Consider the following 15,679-nt stretch of genomic DNA (forward strand, 5'->3'; position numbering starts at 1 on the left):
CGATCGGTCACTATTGTGAAAACGCCTGAACGAGACCCAGCCATGAGTGAAGAGATTCTGATCAATATCACGCCGATGGAATCGCGCGTGGCGGTGGTAGAGAACGGTGTTCTGCAAGAAGTGCACGTCGAGCGCACTCAGAAACGCGGGATTGTGGGCAACATTTATAAAGGTAAGGTGGTGCGGGTATTGCCGGGGATGCAGGCCGCATTTGTCGACATAGGGTTGGACCGTGCCGCGTTTATCCACGCTTCGGAAATTTCCCTGCGCGAAGGCCCTGCGGTGGAGAGCATCAGCGCCCTGGTGCATGAAGGGCAGAGCCTGGTGGTACAAGTCACCAAGGACCCCATCGGTTCCAAAGGCGCGCGACTGACCACCCAGCTGTCGATCCCTTCGCGTTATCTGGTGTACATGCCGCGCACGGCCCATGTCGGCATTTCTCTGAAGATTGAAGACGAAGCCGAGCGTGAGCGCCTGAAGAAGGTGGTCAGCGATTGCGTGGCTGCCGAAGGTATCAAGGAGGCGGGGGGCTTCATCCTGCGCACTGCGGCAGAAGGTGCAGGTGCCGATGAAATCCTCATGGACATCCGTTACCTGCGGCGCCTGTGGGACCAAATTGGCGCGCAGATCAAGACTATTGGCGCCCCAAGCGTCATCTATGAAGACCTGGGCCTGGCACTGCGTACGTTGCGCGATTTGGTCAGCCCGAAGATTGAGAAAATTCGCATCGACTCGCGGGAAACCTTCCAGCGCACCACGCAATTTGTTGCCGAGCTGATGCCGGAAATTGCTGACCGACTGGAGCACTACCCTGGCGAACGACCGATCTTCGATCTGTATGGCGTCGAAGACGAAATTCAGAAAGCCCTTGAACGCAAGGTCCCGCTCAAGTCCGGCGGCTATCTTGTGGTGGACCCGGCGGAAGCCATGACCACCATTGACGTCAACACAGGCGCGTTCGTTGGTCATCGCAACCTCGAAGAGACCATCTTCAAGACCAACCTCGAAGCGGCCACCGCGATTGCCCGCCAACTGCGGCTGCGCAACCTCGGCGGGATCATCATCATCGACTTCATCGATATGGAGGACGAAGAGCATCAGCGTCAAGTGCTGCGCACTCTCGAGAAGCAGTTGGAGCGCGATCATGCCAAGACCAACATTATCGGCATCACCGAGTTGGGCCTGGTGCAGATGACCCGCAAGCGCACCCGTGAAAGCCTTGAGCAAGTGCTGTGCGAGCCGTGCAGCAGTTGCCAGGGGCGCGGCAAGTTGAAGACCCCGGAAACAGTTTGCTATGAGATTTTCCGGGAAATCTTACGGGAGGCGCGAGCCTACCAGGCTGAAGGCTATAGAGTGCTTGCCAACCAGAAAGTGGTCGATCGATTGCTGGATGAGGAGTCCGGCAACGTCGCGGAGTTGGAGGTTTTTATCGGGCGTACGATTCGCTTCCAGGTTGAAACCATGTATTCCCAGGAACAATACGACGTGGTGCTGCTCTGATCCCCATTCGCTTTCTTTTCTTGAGACCGGCCGACCTTGATCTGCCGTCCGCTAACTGCCTTGAGGGTCGCCTGACATGGAGCGTCTGAAACGCTTTTTTGCCGCTTTGACCCGTTGGGGCCTGGGCCTCTGTGCGCTGTTGCTGGTGTTGGCGGCGGTGTATGTGAGCCTGGGTCGTGAACTGACCCCACTGGTGGCCGAGTACCGCGCCGAAATCGAAGCCAAGGCCCAGGCAGCGGTGGATATACCCTTGCACATCGGTCGCCTCGAAGGGCGCTGGAGCGGCTTTGCCCCGGTATTACTGGCCCACGACGTGATGGTTGGCGAGGGCAGCAGTGCCTTGCGCCTGGATCAGGTCGAGGTGGTGCCGGATATCTGGGCCAGCCTAATGGCGCGTGATGTACGTATCGCCCATCTGGAGGTCAGTGGCCTGCAAGTGAGCGTCAAGGAGGACAAGGACGGCCACTGGGCGCTACAAGGTCTGCCGGTGCAGGACGACCAGCCGTTGGACCCGGAGCAGTTACTAACACGTATGCAGATGGTCAAGCGCGTGTCGTTGCTTGATAGCCAAGTCACCTTGCAGCCGTTCGACCAGGCGCCGTTGACCCTGACTTATGTGGGCCTGAGCTTGCATACCGGGATGACCCAGCAACGTTTGGATGCACGCCTGACGCTGCCCGATGGCCAGCCGCTGGCCTTGAGCCTGCGTAGCCGCATTCGCGCGAGCCAATGGAAAGACGGTGAAGTCCAGGCCTACCTCAGCCTTCCCCAAAGCGACTGGGCCAAATGGATTCCCGCGAAGCTAACCCAACAGTGGAAGCTCACGCAGTTCAAGGCGGGGGGTGAGTTCTGGCTCACCTGGGCCAAAGGTACCGTCCAAAGTGCTGCGGTACGCCTTAATTCGCCGCAAGTGAAGGGCAGCTACGCCGACCGCCCCCCCGTGAATATTGAAAACCTTGCCCTGACGGCCTATTTGCAGCGCAGTGACAGCGGCCTCAACGTGCTGTTCGACACGCTGGCGATGAATCTGGGGGATACCCGTTGGGAGTCGCGCCTCCAATTGCAGCAAAGCCTGGCCACCGACAAGGATCAGGAAGTCTGGAAGCTGCAAGCCGATCGCCTGGACCTGACCCCAATTACCCCGTTGCTTAATGCCCTGGCGCCGCTACCGGAAGGCTTTGCCAAGACCCTCGAACACCTGAAGGCCACGGGCCTGCTGCGTAACGTGTTGGTAGATTTCCGGCCCCAGGACACCACCGACCAGAAAATCAGCTTTGCGGCTAACCTTGAGCGCATTGGCTTTGACGCCTATTTCGGCGCGCCGGCTGCGCGTAACGTATCCGGCAGCATCAGTGGTGACCTGGGCCATGGCGAGTTGCGCATGGACAGCAAGGACTTTTCCCTGCACCTGTTTCCGATTTTCGCCAAACCCTGGCAGTACATCCAGGCCAATGCGCGTTTGACCTGGAAGCTGGATAAGGAAGGCTTCACGCTGATCGCCCCTTATATCAAGGTGCTGGGCGAAGAAGGCAAGGTCGCCGCCGACTTTTTGATTCGCCTGCATTTCGACCATAGCCAGGAAGACTATATGGACCTGCGGGTCGGCATGGTCGACGGTGATGGCCGTTTCACGCCTAAGTATTTGCCCGCAGTGTTGAGCCCGTCTTTGGACGAATGGCTGCGCACGGCGATTCTCAAGGGCGCTGTAGATCAAGGTTTCTTTCAGTACCAGGGCTCGCTGAATCACGATGCGCTTGCGGCTGCACGCAATATCAGCTTGTTTTTCAAGGTGCATGACGCCGAGCTGGCGTTCCAGCCGGGCTGGCCGCATGTCGGCAAGGTCAATGGCGAAGTGTTTGTCGAGGAGAGCGGCGTGCGCATCGTGGCCAGCAAGGGCCAATTGCTCGACACCAAGGTCAAGGATGTCTACGTCAATATTCCCCACGCGCCTGCCGGCAAGGACAGCCATCTACTGATCACCGGTGGGTTTGCAGGTGGCTTGGGTGATGGTCTGAAGATCCTCCAGGAAGCACCGATCGGCACGGCTTCGACCTTCGCCGGCTGGAAAGGCGAGGGTGACCTGCAAGGTAAGCTGGACCTGGATATCCCTCTGGCCAAGGGCACTGAGCCCAAGATCGTGGTGGACTTCCAGACTGATAAAGCCCGTCTACAATTGGCCGATCCGCCTCTGGACCTGACCCAGCTCAAGGGCGATTTCCGCTTTGACAGCGCTAAAGGCTTGAGCGGCCAGAATATCTCGGCCCAGGCATTTGATCGACCAATCACGGCGCAGATTGTTGCCGATGGCAAGCCTGGCAATATCAGCACGCGCGTTACCGCCAAGGGCCAGGTTACGGTCAAGCGGCTGACGGATTGGTTGAAAATCAGCCAGCCTCTACCGGTGTCCGGCGATATTCCCTACCAGTTGCAGCTCACCCTGGACGGCGCTGACAGTCAATTGATGGTCAGTTCCAATATGAAGGGCGTTGTGGTGGACCTGCCGGCGCCTTTTGGCATGCCCGCCAGCCAAGGCCGCGACAGTGTATTTCGCATGACCCTGCAGGGTGCCGAGCGTCGTTATTGGTTCGATTACGGTGAGCTGGCGAACTTTACTTTTGCGTCGCCTCCCGACAAATTCAACGATGGCCGTGGTGAGCTGTTCCTGGGTAATGGCGACGCCGTACTGCCTGTCACCAAAGGCTTGCGCATTCGCGGTGTGCTGTCAGAGCTGGACGTCGACCCATGGAAAAAGCTGGTAGACCGGTACGCAGGCAATGACCCGGGCGGCAGTGCCAAGCAACTGCTCAGTGGCGCCGACTTCAAGGTGGGCAAGCTGACCGGCTTGGGTACCCAGTTTGATCAGGTCAACTTGCAGCTTGATCGCAAGCCGACGGCTTGGGGTTTGCAACTCGACAGCCAGCAGGCCAAAGGTACTGTGAACCTGCCGGATGCCAAGGGCGCGCCCATTGCGATTAACCTGCAATACGTAAAGTTACCAGCGCCGGACCCGACGGTGCAGGCGGATGAAAATTCGCCGGACCCGTTGGCAAATATCGATCCCAAGGACATCCCAGCGCTGGATATCGCCATCAATCAACTGTTTCAGGGGGCGGACCTGGTGGGTGCCTGGTCGCTGAAGATCCGGCCAACCGCCAAAGGCCTTGCCTTCAACAACCTGGACTTGGGCCTCAAGGGCATGCAGCTCAACGGCGCCGGTGGCTGGGAGGGCGCGCCGGGTGCCAGCAGCAGTTGGTACAAGGGCCGCCTGGATGGCAAGAACATCGCTGATGTGCTCAAGGGTTGGGGCTTTGCACCGACCGTGACCAGCGAGGACTTCCATCTGGATGTGGATGGTCGTTGGCCAGGTTCACCGGCCTGGGTCGGGCCCAAGCGTTTTTCTGGCAGCCTGGATGCGGCGTTTCGTAAAGGTCAGTTCGTTGAAGTGGAAGGCGGCGCCCAGGCCCTGCGGGTGTTTGGTTTGCTCAACTTCAACTCCATCGGCCGCCGTCTGCGCCTGGACTTTTCGGACTTGCTCGGCAAAGGCTTGAGCTATGACCGGGTCAAAGGTTTGCTGGCGGCCAGTAATGGTGTGTTTGTGACCCGTGAGCCCATCACCATGACCGGGCCCTCCACCAACCTGGAGCTCAATGGCACCCTGGACCTGGTCGCTGATCGCGTCGACGCCAAGCTGCTGGTCACTCTGCCTGTGACCAATAACCTGCCGATTGCCGCGCTGATTGTTGGTGCGCCCGCCATTGGCGGCGCGTTGTTCCTGATCGACAAGTTGATTGGTGACCGTGTTTCGCGCTTTGCCAGCGTGCAATACAAGGTGGAAGGCCCATGGAAGGACCCAAAAATCACCTTCGACAAACCATTTGAAAAACCAAACTGAGAGCCTGTGGAGTAGCATGACCGCATGCCCATTACGGAGTGTCGGCCCATGTCCTTTGCGGTAATTCAAATGGTCAGCCAGAGTGATGTGCTGGCTAATCTGGCCCAGGCTCGGCGCTTGCTGGAGCAAGCAGCGGCAGGCGGTGCGAAGCTTGCGGTGCTGCCGGAAAACTTCGCTGCGATGGGTCGCCGCGACGTGGCTGATATCGGCCGCGCCGAGGCGTTGGGTGAGGGTCCGATTCTTCCGTGGTTGAAACAGACCGCCCGCGACCTCACCTTATGGATAGTGGCCGGCACCTTGCCGTTGCCGCCAGAGGATCAACCGAGCGCCAAGTCCAACGCCTGCTCGCTGCTGATCAATGATCAGGGTGAAATCGTTGCCCGTTACGACAAGCTGCACTTGTTCGATGTCGATGTCGCCGATGCGCGAGGTCGTTATCGCGAATCCGACGACTATGCTTTCGGGAGCAATGTGGTGGTGGCGGATACGCCTGTCGGTCGGTTAGGCCTGACGGTGTGTTACGACCTGCGTTTCCCCGAGCTGTACAGCGAATTACGTGCTGCAGGGGCTGAATTGATTACCGCGCCTTCGGCCTTTACGGCGGTGACCGGTGCTGCGCATTGGGATGTGCTGATTCGCGCGCGGGCCATCGAGACCCAGTGCTACTTGCTGGCGGCCGCCCAGGGCGGTGTGCATCCGGGGCCACGGGAAACCTATGGCCACGCGGCAATTGTCGACCCTTGGGGGCGCGTGCTGACACAACAGGATCAAGGCGAAGCGGTGCTGCTGGCCGAACGTGACAGCAGTGAACAAGCGTCGATAAGGGCGCGCATGCCGGTGGTCAACCATCGGCGCTTTTTCTCGCAGGGCGCGCAGCGGCCTGCTTCGGAACGATGAATTTAAGGCCAAACCTATGAGCGAGTTGTTGTCCTCAGTCAGTGAACACCTCCTGGCACCCGGTGGCGTGACCATCGAAAGTTTGCAAACCGTACTCGGCGATTTGGCCGGGCCAGGCATTGATGCGGCCGACCTGTATTTTCAGGGGCAGATTTCCGAGTCCTGGGCCCTCGAAGACGGCATCGTCAAGGAAGGCAGTTTCAACCTTGACCAGGGTGTGGGTGTGCGTGCGCAGTCCGGTGAAAAGACCGGTTTTGCCTACAGCAACGCAATCACCCTGGAAGCCTTGGGCCTGGCGGCCCGTGCAGCACGCTCAATTTCCCGCGCTGGTCAAAATGGCACGGTGCAGGCGTTCAGCACCCAGGACGTGGCCCAGTTGTACGCGCCGGATAACCCCCTGGAAGTGATCAGCCGTGCGGAAAAGGTCGAGCTGCTCAAGCGCGTCGACGCGGCCACTCGTGCCCTGGACCCGCGTATCCAACAGGTCACCGTGAGCATGGCCGGTGTGTGGGAGCGTATCCTGGTGGCGTCCACCGACGGCGGGCTGGCGGCGGATGTACGGCCGTTGGTGCGCTTTAACGTCAGCGTGATCGTCGAGCAGAACGGTCGCCGCGAGCGCGGTGGCCACGGCGGCGGTGGGCGTACTGACTACCGTTATTTCCTCGCGGATGACCGCGCCATGGGTTATGCCCGTGAAGCGCTGCGCCAGGCACTGGTCAACCTGCAAGCCATTCCTGCACCGGCGGGTACCTTGCCGGTGGTGTTGGGCTCGGGTTGGTCTGGTGTCCTGCTGCACGAAGCGGTTGGCCATGGTCTGGAAGGCGATTTCAACCGTAAGGGCAGTTCGGCCTACAGTGGGCGCATGGGCGAGATGGTTGCATCCAAGCTTTGCACCATTGTCGATGACGGCACGCTGGCCGGGCGCCGTGGCTCGTTAAGCATCGATGACGAAGGCACTCCGACCGAGTGCACCACGTTGATCGAGAACGGTGTGCTCAAGGGGTATATGCAAGACAAGCTCAACGCCCGTCTGATGGGTGTGGCGCGTACTGGTAACGGCCGTCGCGAGTCCTATGCACACCTGCCGATGCCGCGTATGACCAACACCTACATGCTCGGTGGCGAAAGCGATCCGGCGGAAATCATCGCCTCGGTAAAACGCGGGATCTACTGCGCCAACCTCGGTGGCGGCCAGGTGGATATCACCAGCGGCAAATTCGTGTTCTCCACCAGCGAGGCGTACCTGATCGAAGACGGCAAGATTACCGCGCCGGTCAAAGGGGCGACGCTGATTGGTAACGGGCCGGAAGCCATGAGTAAGGTGTCGATGGTCGGTAACGACCTGTCGCTGGACAGCGGCGTGGGTACGTGCGGTAAGGATGGGCAGTCGGTGCCTGTGGGTGTCGGCCAGCCAACGCTGAAAATTGATGCGATCACCGTGGGTGGCACGGGGTCGTAAGAGGGGGAGCTTCGGGTGGCGCAGACCGCCACCCGGGGAAGAGGATCAGCGCAGGCCGCGTTGAGTCTCGTCCAGCTCTCGGATGTACTTGAAGATTTTACGGCTGGTGGCCGGCGCCTTGTTATGCGCCTGTTCGTGCTGGGCCTGACGGATCAGGGAGCGCAGTTGCTGGCGGTCCGCGTCCGGGTAGTCCAGTACGAATTTCTCCAGCACCGCGTCATCGCCCGAGATCAGGCGGTCACGCCAACGCTCCAGGTTATGGAAGCGTTCGTTGTACTGGCGAGTGGAGGCATCGGTTTGATCAAGCAACGCCAGAATCGCGTCAGTGTCCTGATCGCGCATCAGCTTGCCGATAAACATGATGTGCCGTTTACGCGCAATATTCGCCGTGTGCTTGGGGGCGTCCGCAAGAGCCCGGCGCATTTCGTCGGTCAGTGGCAGTTTTGCAATCAAGTCTTTCTTGAGCGTTGTAAGGCGCTCGCCAAGGTCAACCAGAGCATGCAGCTCACGTTTGACCTGGGTTTTGCTTTTCTCCCCATCGAGGGAGTCGTCGTAAGAATCAACCATGGTGGCAGTCCGCAAAGAAACGCCGCCATGATAACCAGTCGGGGGCCGCTTGTCCGGCCCGGTCGCTCGATGGCCTTAACCGAAAGCAGAATTTGAGTGGAGAAAACCATGAGTGCAGCCCAAAGCGTCGGTCCGCAAGCGTTACCGGCACTGCAGGAACAAGTCGAGCAGATCATTGCCGAGGCCAAGCGCCAGGGGGCCAGTGCCTGCGAAGTGGCGGTGTCGCTTGAGCAGGGGCTGTCGACGTCGGTACGCCAGCGGGAAGTGGAAACCGTTGAATTCAACCGCGACCAGGGGTTTGGCATCACCTTGTATGTGGGGCAGCGCAAAGGCTCGGCCAGCACCTCTGCCAGCGGCCCTGAAGCGATTCGTGAGACCGTCGCTGCTGCTTTGGCGATCGCCAAGCATACGTCCGAAGATGAAAGCTCGGGCTTGGCCGACAAGGCGCTGATGGCTAAGGACTTGAAGGATTTCGATCTGTTCCACGCGTGGGACATCACGCCCGAGCAGGCCATCGAAAAAGCGTTGATCTGCGAAGCGGCGGCGTTTGATGCCGATGCCCGGATCAAGAACGCGGATGGGACCACGTTGAGCACCCATCAGGGTTGCCGTGTATATGGCAACAGTCATGGGTTTATCGGCGGTTACGCCTCCACTCGTCATAGCTTGAGCTGTGTGATGATCGCCGAAGCTAATGGCCAGATGCAGCGTGATTATTGGTATGACGTGAACCGTCAGGGCGAATTGTTGGCTGACCCCGTCAGCATTGGCCAGCGTGCTGCACAGCGTGCCGCGAGCCGCCTGGGTGCGCGCCCGGTACCGACCTGTGAGGTGCCGGTGCTGTTTTCGGCTGAACTGGCCGGTGGTTTGTTCGGCAGTTTCCTGGGGGCGATTTCCGGCGGCAACCTGTACCGCAAGTCCTCATTCCTTGAGGGCACGATCGGCCAGAAGCTGTTTCCTGAGTGGTTGACCATCGATGAGCGCCCGCACTTGATGCGCGCCATGGGCAGTTCGGCGTTCGACGGTGATGGTCTGGCAACTTATGCCAAGCCGTTTGTCGAGAAGGGTGAGTTGGTCTCATACGTGCTGGGTACCTACGCCGGTCGTAAACTCGGCCTGCCAAGCACCGCCAACTCAGGCGGCGTACATAACTTGTTCGTGACCCATGGCGACGAGGACCAGGCGGCGCTGTTGCGTCGTATGGGCCGTGGCCTGCTGGTGACCGAGTTGATGGGCAGCGGTTTGAACATGGTCACGGGTGATTACTCCCGCGGCGCGGCGGGTTTCTGGGTAGAAAACGGCGAAATTCAATTCGCCGTCCAGGAAGTGACCATCGCCGGCAACATGCGCGACATGTTCAAACAAATCGTTGCGGTGGGTAACGACTTGGAACTGCGCAGTAATATTCGCACGGGTTCTGTGCTGATCGAGCGGATGACTGTCGCCGGCAGCTAATACCACCGACGCTCAAAAAAGGCGCGCCATCTCACAGATGGCGCGCCTTTTTTATGCCTGTGTCACAGGCGGATTGATATGGCATGCTTGTTTTGATTCTCAATATCATTTAATAATAAATATCATTACCGAATGAGTGCGGATCATGAGCCCTGTCCTGCATGAGGATCCTTACCTGGAAAGCTGGCGTTGGATGAGTCGTCAGATTCGCTGCGCCCTCGACCCGAATGAACCTCGCCTGATCGAACATTATCTCAATGAAGGTCGATACCTGGCGTGCTGCACCGCGACCCATCCGTGGACGATCGCCGAAACGTCATTCCGTCTGCTGATCGATACCTCCAGCGATATCGCCTTACCCTGGCACTGGCGATCCATGTGCCTGGACCAGGCCTGGCGCCCGTTGCGCGACCTGGAAAAACTCTCTCACTGTGCCTGCCGCCTCAAGCGCTGGCAGACCTTTGCCTGGCAATTGGCGACCTGCGAATTGCTGCCGTCTATTTCTCACTCCGACTTGGTGCAAGGATCTTCCGATGAGTAACACCCGTATCGAACGCGACAGCATGGGCGAACTGCAAGTGCCTGCCGAGGCCCTGTATGGCGCCCAGACCCAGCGCGCGGTGAACAACTTCCCGATCAGCCAACAACGCATGCCGGCGCAATTCATTCGCGCCCTGATTCTAGCCAAAGCCGCAGCAGCGAAGGTCAACGTCGACCTCAAGCAGATCAGCGAAGGGCAGGGCAAAGCCATCGTCGACGCCGCCCAAGGCTTGCTGGAGGGCGATTTCATGCCGCACTTCCCGGTGGATATCTTCCAGACCGGATCCGGCACCAGCTCCAACATGAACGCCAACGAAGTGATTGCCACGTTGGCCACCCGATTGCTGGGCGAGCCGGTCAACCCCAATGATCATGTGAACTGCGGACAAAGCAGCAACGACATCATCCCGACCACCATCCACGTCAGCGCCGCCTTGGTCCTACATGAACAAACGCTGCCAGCCCTGCTGCACCTGGTGCAGGTGATCGAACGCAAGGCCGAGGAGGTCCATCCGTTTATCAAAACCGGCCGCACGCACCTGATGGACGCGATGCCGGTACGCATGAGCCAGGTGCTCAATGGCTGGGCGCAACAGCTCAAGGCTAACATCGGCCACCTGCAGGATCTGCTCCCGAGTTTGCAGGCCCTGGCCCAGGGCGGCACGGCGGTCGGCACCGGGATCAACGCACACCCTGAATTTGCTGCACGTTTCAGCCAGCAACTGAGCAGCCTGACCGACGTAAAATTCACGCCAGGCAAGAACCTGTTTGCGCTGATCGGCTCCCAGGACACCGCCGTCGCAGTCTCCGGGCAGTTAAAGGCCACCGCCGTTTCGCTGATGAAAATCGCCAACGACCTGCGCTGGATGAACTCCGGCCCGTTGGCTGGCCTGGGGGAAATTGAACTGGAAGGCTTGCAGCCTGGCTCCTCGATCATGCCAGGTAAGGTCAACCCGGTGATCCCGGAAGCGACCGCCATGGTTGCCGCGCAAGTCATCGGCAATGACACAGTGATTACCGTCGCCGGTCAGTCGGGAAACTTTGAGCTGAATGTGATGCTGCCGATCATCGCCCAGAACCTGCTCAGTAGCCTCGAGCTGCTGGCCAATTCCAGCCGCCTGCTGGCCGACAAGGCCATCGCCAGCTTCAAGGTCAATGAAGCCAAGCTCAAGGAAGCGCTGTCGCGCAACCCGATTTTGGTCACTGCTCTCAACCCGATCATTGGTTACCAAAAGGCTGCTGAAATCGCCAAGAAGGCCTATCAGCAAGGCCGCCCGGTGATTGATGTCGCCCTTGAGCACACCGACCTGCCGCGCAGTCAGCTGGAAGCTCTGCTAGATCCTGAAAAACTCACGGCCGGCGGCGTGTAATCACCAAACCTGCTTTGGAGGCTCACCATGGAGCATTGGAAACGTACGATCGAGCGGGCCAATCGCTACTTTATGCAAGGCGATCTGGTCGACGCTCGTGAGGCCTACTTGCAAGCCCTGGCCCTGGCTCAAGTGTTATTCGAGCGCTGGGCAGATGCCGACGAAGCAGTGGCGGCTTGCGTCATTTCCCATCACAACCTGGCGGACCTGCACCTGCGTCTTAACCAGCCTGAAGAAAGCGCGGAGTACCTCTGTGCCATTCACCAGCGCCTGCTCCAGACCATGCAGAACCCGCGTTTGAGCCAGCAATTGCGCGAGGCGGCGCTGCGTCAGAGCAGCAAGACCTACGTCGAACTGTTGAATTTCATCAGCGACCACGGTGAGTACCCGCGTACTTATCGCTTGCTGGGCGGCACTGCGACGCAACCGGATGCGTCGACCCGCAACAGTCCTTATTACGGAGCACATTGATATGTCCTACACCTTGCCTGCCTTGCCTTACGCATACGATGCCCTGGAGCCGCATATTGATGCGCAAACCATGGAGATTCACTACACCAAGCACCATCAGACCTATATCAACAACCTCAATGCCGCCGTCGAAGGCACCGAATTCGCAGGCTGGCCGGTAGAAAAGTTGGTTTCCAGCGTCCAGCAATTGCCGGAAAAACTGCGTGCTGCGGTGATCAACCAAGGTGGTGGCCATGCCAACCACTCGCTCTTCTGGGCGGTAATGTCGCCCAATGGTGGTGGTAAGCCCGAAGGCGCATTGGGCAAGGCCATCGACGAGCAACTGGGTGGTTTCGACCGCTTCAAGGATGCCTTCACCAAGGCGGCGTTGACTCGTTTCGGCAGCGGTTGGGCCTGGCTGAGTGTTACCCCACAAAAGACCCTGGTGGTGGAAAGCAGCGGTAACCAGGACAGTCCGCTGATGAGCGGAAACTCCCCGATCCTCGGCCTGGATGTCTGGGAGCACGCCTACTACTTGCTGTACCAGAACCGTCGTCCGGAATACATCAACGCCTTCTACAGCGTCATCAACTGGCCGGAAGTTACCGCGCGCTACCAGGCCGCCTTGGCCTGATATTCCTCTATAACAAGATCTAAGGCCGACTATGGGCACTGAAACACTGGCGATCAGCAGCGTGCGAATGTTTCGTTATGCGTTTGGTTCGCTGCTGCTATTGGCAGGTACTGCGTTGTTGGTGGCCCAAGGGCTGGCCTGGCTGGACCTGGAACCGCGCATCCTGCGCGCCTTGCAGGGTGGGGCGATTTGCGCGCTCGGCACGGCGTTGGGGGCGGTTCCGGTGTTGGTGATTCGCCGGATGCCGGTGGCGCTGAGCGATACCTTGCTGGGGTTTGGTGCCGGGGTGATGTTGGCTGCGACAGCGTTTTCATTGATCGCTCCCGGCATCACTGCGGCCCAAAGCCTGGGCCTCTCGCCTTGGGGCGCCAGTGGTTTGATCAGCTTTGGCATCATGCTGGGCGCGTTTGGGCTGTACTTGGTTGACCGCAAGGTCTCCGGCGCAAGCCCGGAAATGCTGGTGGGCACCCCGGATAAACCGGTGATCCCCCCGCGCATCTGGTTGTTCGTATTTGCCATCATTGCCCACAACATTCCGGAAGGTATGGCCGTGGGAGTCTCCGCGGGTGGTGGTATGCCGGATGCTGACAGCCTGGCCATGGGGATTGCCCTGCAGGACGTGCCGGAAGGTCTGGTAATTGCGCTGGTTCTGGCTGGGGCGGGGATGTCGCGGGTCAAAGCGTTCTTGATTGGCGCAGCATCAGGCCTGGTCGAACCGGTGTTCGCCGTGCTCTGCGCCTGGCTGGTTAGCCTGGCCGAAGTACTGTTGCCCTTAGGGTTGGCGCTTGCCGCGGGTGCGATGCTGTTGGTGGTGACTCATGAAGTGATTCCTGAATCACGCCGCAATGGTCATGAAAAGCTTGCCAGCCTGGGGCTGTGCATTGGGTTTTGTTTGATGATGGTGATGGATACTGCGTTGGGGTGAAGCTGTTGCGGCTTCACCTGTCTTATTAAAAGGTGGGCTTACTCACCCTCATCAAAGAAGTTATTGATCAGCGCCACCAGTGCGTCCATGGCTTCCTGTTCTTGCTCGCCTTCCGTCTTCAAGTGAATCTTGGTGCCCTTACCGGCGGCCAACATCATCATGGCCATGATGCTTTTGCCATCCACCATGGATTCCGGGGTACGCCCGGCGCGTATCTGACAGGGAAATTGCCCGGCAACACCGACGAATTTTGCTGAGGCGCGGGCATGCAGACCCAGCTTGTTGATGATTTCAATTTCCAGAGCGGGCATCGCGGGGGTGTTCCTTTCAGCTAAGGTCGCGGTGGCGAACCTGGACGTTCTTGAGGGTTTGTTGCAGCACCTGGCCCAGGCGTTCGGTCAGATAGACGGAGCGGTGGTGACCGCCGGTGCAGCCAATGGCAATCGTGACATAGGCCCGGTTGCTCGCAGCGAAGCGCGGCAGCCATTTGAGCAGGTAGCTGGAGATATCCTGGAACATCTCCTCGACATCCGGTTGTGCGGCCAGGTACTCGGCCACAGGCTGGTCCAGCCCGGACTGGTCACGCAGCTCCGGTTTCCAGTAAGGATTAGGCAGGCAGCGTACATCGAACACCAAGTCGGCATCCACCGGCATTCCACGCTTGAAACCAAACGACTCCACGAGAAACGCCGTGCCAGGCTCCGGCTGATTCAGCAGGCGCAACTTGATGGCGTCGCGCAACTGATACAGGTTCAGGCCGGTGGTGTTGATCTTGAGATCGGCGAGGTCAATGATCGGCCCCAGCAGCGCGGTCTCGTCCTCGATGGCTTCGGCCAGGGATCGATGAGGACTGCTGAGGGGGTGGCGTCGACGTGTTTCAGAGAAGCGTTTGAGCAGCGTCTCTTCATCGGCATCCAGGTACAGCACATCGCAATGAATGTGCTTGGCCCGTACTTCCTCAAGCAGCTCAGGGAACCGCGAAAGGTGGCTGGGCAAGTTGCGGGCGTCAATCGAAACGGCGACCAGAGGTTGCGCCAGTTCGGTATGGATCAGGGCACGCTCTGCCAATTCTGGTAGCAGGCCGGCGGGCAGATTGTCGATGCAATAGAACCCGCTGTCCTCAAGAACATTGAGGGCGGTGCTTTTACCCGAGCCGGAGCGGCCGCTGACGATGATCAAGCGCATGATTACTGCCCGTTTTGTTCATCCAGGACAACCTGATAGAGCGCTTCATTGCTTTTGGCGCTGCGCAGTTTGTCACGTACTTCCTTGCGGTCGAGCATGCTGGCGATCTGCCGAAGCAGTTCCAGGTGCGCATCGGTGGCGGCTTGCGGGACCAGCAGCACGAACAGCAGGTCGACCGGAGCACCGTCGATGGCGTCGAAGTCAATGGGGGCGTCCAGGTGGAGCAGGGCGCTCACTGGAGACTCACAGCCTTGCAAGCGGCAGTGAGGAATGGCGATGCCGTTGCCAAAACCGGTCGAACCAAGTTTTTCACGGGCGATAAGCGCTTCGTACACAGCTTGCGTGTCCAGTTCGGGCACTTCGCGGCCGATCAGGTTGGCAATTTGTTCGAGGGCACGCTTTTTACTGCCGCCCGGCACGTTCACAAGGGAACGGCCGGGGGTCAGGATGGTTTCAAGTCGGATCATGGGGGGAGAGTTAGCGACCTGTACCTTGCATCAGGTGCAGATTCTTTTCCTTATGCTTTATGAGTTGGCGGTCCAGCTTGTCGTAGAGCGAGTCAATCGCCGCGTACATATCTTCATGCTCCGCATTGGCGACGAGCTTCGCATTCGGTACGTGCAGGGTGGCCTCGATTTTCTGCTTGAGCTTATCGACCTCCATGATGACCTGCACGTTGGTTATCTTGTCAAAATGCCCCGCAAGCTTGTTCAGCTTACTCTCGGTGTACTCACGCAGGGGCTTGGTCACTTCCAGTTGGTGTCCACTGATGTTGACTTGCATACAGCTTCTCCTTCGTTGCCAG

The 15,679-nt window shown here is 59.1% G+C and carries 15 protein-coding genes; 10 read left to right on the forward strand and 5 right to left on the reverse strand.

The genetic code is table 11. The features are described from left to right. Positions 1 to 42: 42 nt before the first annotated feature. The 4 genes from rng (at position 43) to tldD (ending at position 7,748) form a co-directional block, all read left to right on the forward strand. Entirely contained in the window at positions 43 to 1,500 is a 1,458-nt protein-coding gene (rng, locus tag BFL40_RS22355; protein WP_071485965.1) for a ribonuclease G, read from the forward strand. Between the two features lie 76 nt (positions 1,501 to 1,576). Further along, positions 1,577 to 5,392 (forward strand): YhdP family protein, encoded by a 3,816-nt coding sequence (locus tag BFL40_RS22360; protein ID WP_071485966.1) that lies wholly within the window; start codon positions 1,577 to 1,579, stop codon positions 5,390 to 5,392. Positions 5,393 to 5,440: 48 nt separating this feature from the next. Beyond that, positions 5,441 to 6,289 (forward strand): carbon-nitrogen hydrolase family protein, encoded by an 849-nt coding sequence (locus BFL40_RS22365; protein ID WP_071485967.1) that lies wholly within the window; start codon positions 5,441 to 5,443, stop codon positions 6,287 to 6,289. A 16-nt stretch (positions 6,290 to 6,305) separates the two neighbouring features. After that, the gene (gene tldD, locus BFL40_RS22370; protein WP_071485968.1) at positions 6,306 to 7,748 is read left to right on the forward strand and encodes a metalloprotease TldD; all 1,443 of its coding nucleotides are present in this window, start codon (positions 6,306 to 6,308) and stop codon (positions 7,746 to 7,748) included. A 45-nt stretch (positions 7,749 to 7,793) separates the two neighbouring features. On the opposite strand, the gene yjgA is transcribed toward tldD, so the two are convergent. Further along, positions 7,794 to 8,315 carry a ribosome biogenesis factor YjgA gene (gene yjgA / locus BFL40_RS22375; RefSeq protein WP_017138246.1) on the reverse strand — a complete coding sequence of 174 codons (522 nt, stop codon included), beginning with the start codon at positions 8,313 to 8,315 and terminating at the stop codon, positions 7,794 to 7,796. Between the two features lie 108 nt (positions 8,316 to 8,423). Here yjgA and pmbA point away from each other — a divergent pair, with 108 nt between their 5' ends. The 6 genes from pmbA to BFL40_RS22405 all read left to right on the forward strand — a co-directional run bounded on the left by pmbA (position 8,424) and on the right by BFL40_RS22405 (position 13,689). Then, complete coding sequence (gene pmbA, locus BFL40_RS22380) at positions 8,424 to 9,770, forward strand: metalloprotease PmbA (protein WP_071485969.1); 1,347 nt, start codon at positions 8,424 to 8,426, stop codon at positions 9,768 to 9,770. Positions 9,771 to 9,915: 145 nt separating this feature from the next. Beyond that, on the forward strand, positions 9,916 to 10,311 hold the full coding sequence (locus BFL40_RS22385) for a FagA protein (protein ID WP_071485970.1): 396 nt from the start codon (positions 9,916 to 9,918) through the stop codon (positions 10,309 to 10,311). Then, on the forward strand, positions 10,304 to 11,680 hold the full coding sequence (locus BFL40_RS22390; RefSeq protein WP_071485971.1) for a class II fumarate hydratase: 1,377 nt from the start codon (positions 10,304 to 10,306) through the stop codon (positions 11,678 to 11,680). The genes BFL40_RS22385 and BFL40_RS22390 overlap by 8 nt, the downstream gene beginning before the upstream one ends. 27 nt (positions 11,681 to 11,707) lie before the next feature. Continuing rightward, entirely contained in the window at positions 11,708 to 12,151 is a 444-nt protein-coding gene (locus tag BFL40_RS22395; RefSeq protein WP_071485972.1) for a DUF2753 family protein, read from the forward strand. 1 nt (position 12,152) lies between these two features. Then, positions 12,153 to 12,764, forward strand: coding sequence for a superoxide dismutase (locus tag BFL40_RS22400; RefSeq protein ID WP_071485973.1), 612 nt, complete (start codon positions 12,153 to 12,155; stop codon positions 12,762 to 12,764). Between the two features lie 31 nt (positions 12,765 to 12,795). Next, positions 12,796 to 13,689, forward strand: coding sequence for a ZIP family metal transporter (locus tag BFL40_RS22405; RefSeq protein WP_071485974.1), 894 nt, complete (start codon positions 12,796 to 12,798; stop codon positions 13,687 to 13,689). Between the two features lie 38 nt (positions 13,690 to 13,727). Here BFL40_RS22405 and BFL40_RS22410 read toward each other — a convergent pair whose 3' ends face one another. From BFL40_RS22410 to hpf, 4 genes are read right to left on the reverse strand one after another with little or no spacing between them, the layout of a single operon-like run. Further along, positions 13,728 to 14,000, reverse strand: coding sequence for an HPr family phosphocarrier protein (locus tag BFL40_RS22410; RefSeq protein WP_003216108.1), 273 nt, complete (start codon positions 13,998 to 14,000; stop codon positions 13,728 to 13,730). A gap of 16 nt (positions 14,001 to 14,016) precedes the next feature. Further along, positions 14,017 to 14,874, reverse strand: coding sequence for an RNase adapter RapZ (gene rapZ, locus BFL40_RS22415; RefSeq protein WP_071485975.1), 858 nt, complete (start codon positions 14,872 to 14,874; stop codon positions 14,017 to 14,019). Positions 14,875 to 14,876: 2 nt separating this feature from the next. After that, a complete protein-coding gene (gene ptsN, locus BFL40_RS22420; protein WP_016974290.1) occupies positions 14,877 to 15,341 on the reverse strand; it encodes a PTS IIA-like nitrogen regulatory protein PtsN in 465 nt (154 codons plus the stop codon). 10 nt (positions 15,342 to 15,351) lie between these two features. Next, a complete protein-coding gene (hpf, locus tag BFL40_RS22425) occupies positions 15,352 to 15,657 on the reverse strand; it encodes a ribosome hibernation-promoting factor, HPF/YfiA family (protein ID WP_003171804.1) in 306 nt (101 codons plus the stop codon). Positions 15,658 to 15,679: the final 22 nt, after the last annotated feature.

This window comes from Pseudomonas costantinii, assembly GCF_001870435.1.
GTDB classification, from domain to species: Bacteria; Pseudomonadota; Gammaproteobacteria; order Pseudomonadales; family Pseudomonadaceae; genus Aquipseudomonas; species Aquipseudomonas costantinii.

What these genes read in the sequence shown, in the direction of transcription:
- rng (WP_071485965.1), top strand. Translation starts at nt 43, where the DNA reads ATGAGTGAAGAGATTCTGATCAATATCACGCCGATGGAATCGCGCGTG.
- yjgA (WP_017138246.1), bottom strand. Translation starts at nt 8,315, where the DNA reads ATGGTTGATTCTTACGACGACTCCCTCGATGGGGAGAAAAGCAAAACC.
- BFL40_RS22400 (WP_071485973.1), top strand. Translation starts at nt 12,153, where the DNA reads ATGTCCTACACCTTGCCTGCCTTGCCTTACGCATACGATGCCCTGGAG.
- BFL40_RS22395 (WP_071485972.1), top strand. Translation starts at nt 11,708, where the DNA reads ATGGAGCATTGGAAACGTACGATCGAGCGGGCCAATCGCTACTTTATG.
- tldD (WP_071485968.1), top strand. Translation starts at nt 6,306, where the DNA reads ATGAGCGAGTTGTTGTCCTCAGTCAGTGAACACCTCCTGGCACCCGGT.
- BFL40_RS22360 (WP_071485966.1), top strand. Translation starts at nt 1,577, where the DNA reads ATGGAGCGTCTGAAACGCTTTTTTGCCGCTTTGACCCGTTGGGGCCTG.
- BFL40_RS22390 (WP_071485971.1), top strand. Translation starts at nt 10,304, where the DNA reads ATGAGTAACACCCGTATCGAACGCGACAGCATGGGCGAACTGCAAGTG.
- pmbA (WP_071485969.1), top strand. Translation starts at nt 8,424, where the DNA reads ATGAGTGCAGCCCAAAGCGTCGGTCCGCAAGCGTTACCGGCACTGCAG.
- BFL40_RS22405 (WP_071485974.1), top strand. Translation starts at nt 12,796, where the DNA reads ATGGGCACTGAAACACTGGCGATCAGCAGCGTGCGAATGTTTCGTTAT.
- hpf (WP_003171804.1), bottom strand. Translation starts at nt 15,657, where the DNA reads ATGCAAGTCAACATCAGTGGACACCAACTGGAAGTGACCAAGCCCCTG.
- BFL40_RS22410 (WP_003216108.1), bottom strand. Translation starts at nt 14,000, where the DNA reads ATGCCCGCTCTGGAAATTGAAATCATCAACAAGCTGGGTCTGCATGCC.
- BFL40_RS22365 (WP_071485967.1), top strand. Translation starts at nt 5,441, where the DNA reads ATGTCCTTTGCGGTAATTCAAATGGTCAGCCAGAGTGATGTGCTGGCT.
- ptsN (WP_016974290.1), bottom strand. Translation starts at nt 15,341, where the DNA reads ATGATCCGACTTGAAACCATCCTGACCCCCGGCCGTTCCCTTGTGAAC.
- rapZ (WP_071485975.1), bottom strand. Translation starts at nt 14,874, where the DNA reads ATGCGCTTGATCATCGTCAGCGGCCGCTCCGGCTCGGGTAAAAGCACC.
- BFL40_RS22385 (WP_071485970.1), top strand. Translation starts at nt 9,916, where the DNA reads ATGAGCCCTGTCCTGCATGAGGATCCTTACCTGGAAAGCTGGCGTTGG.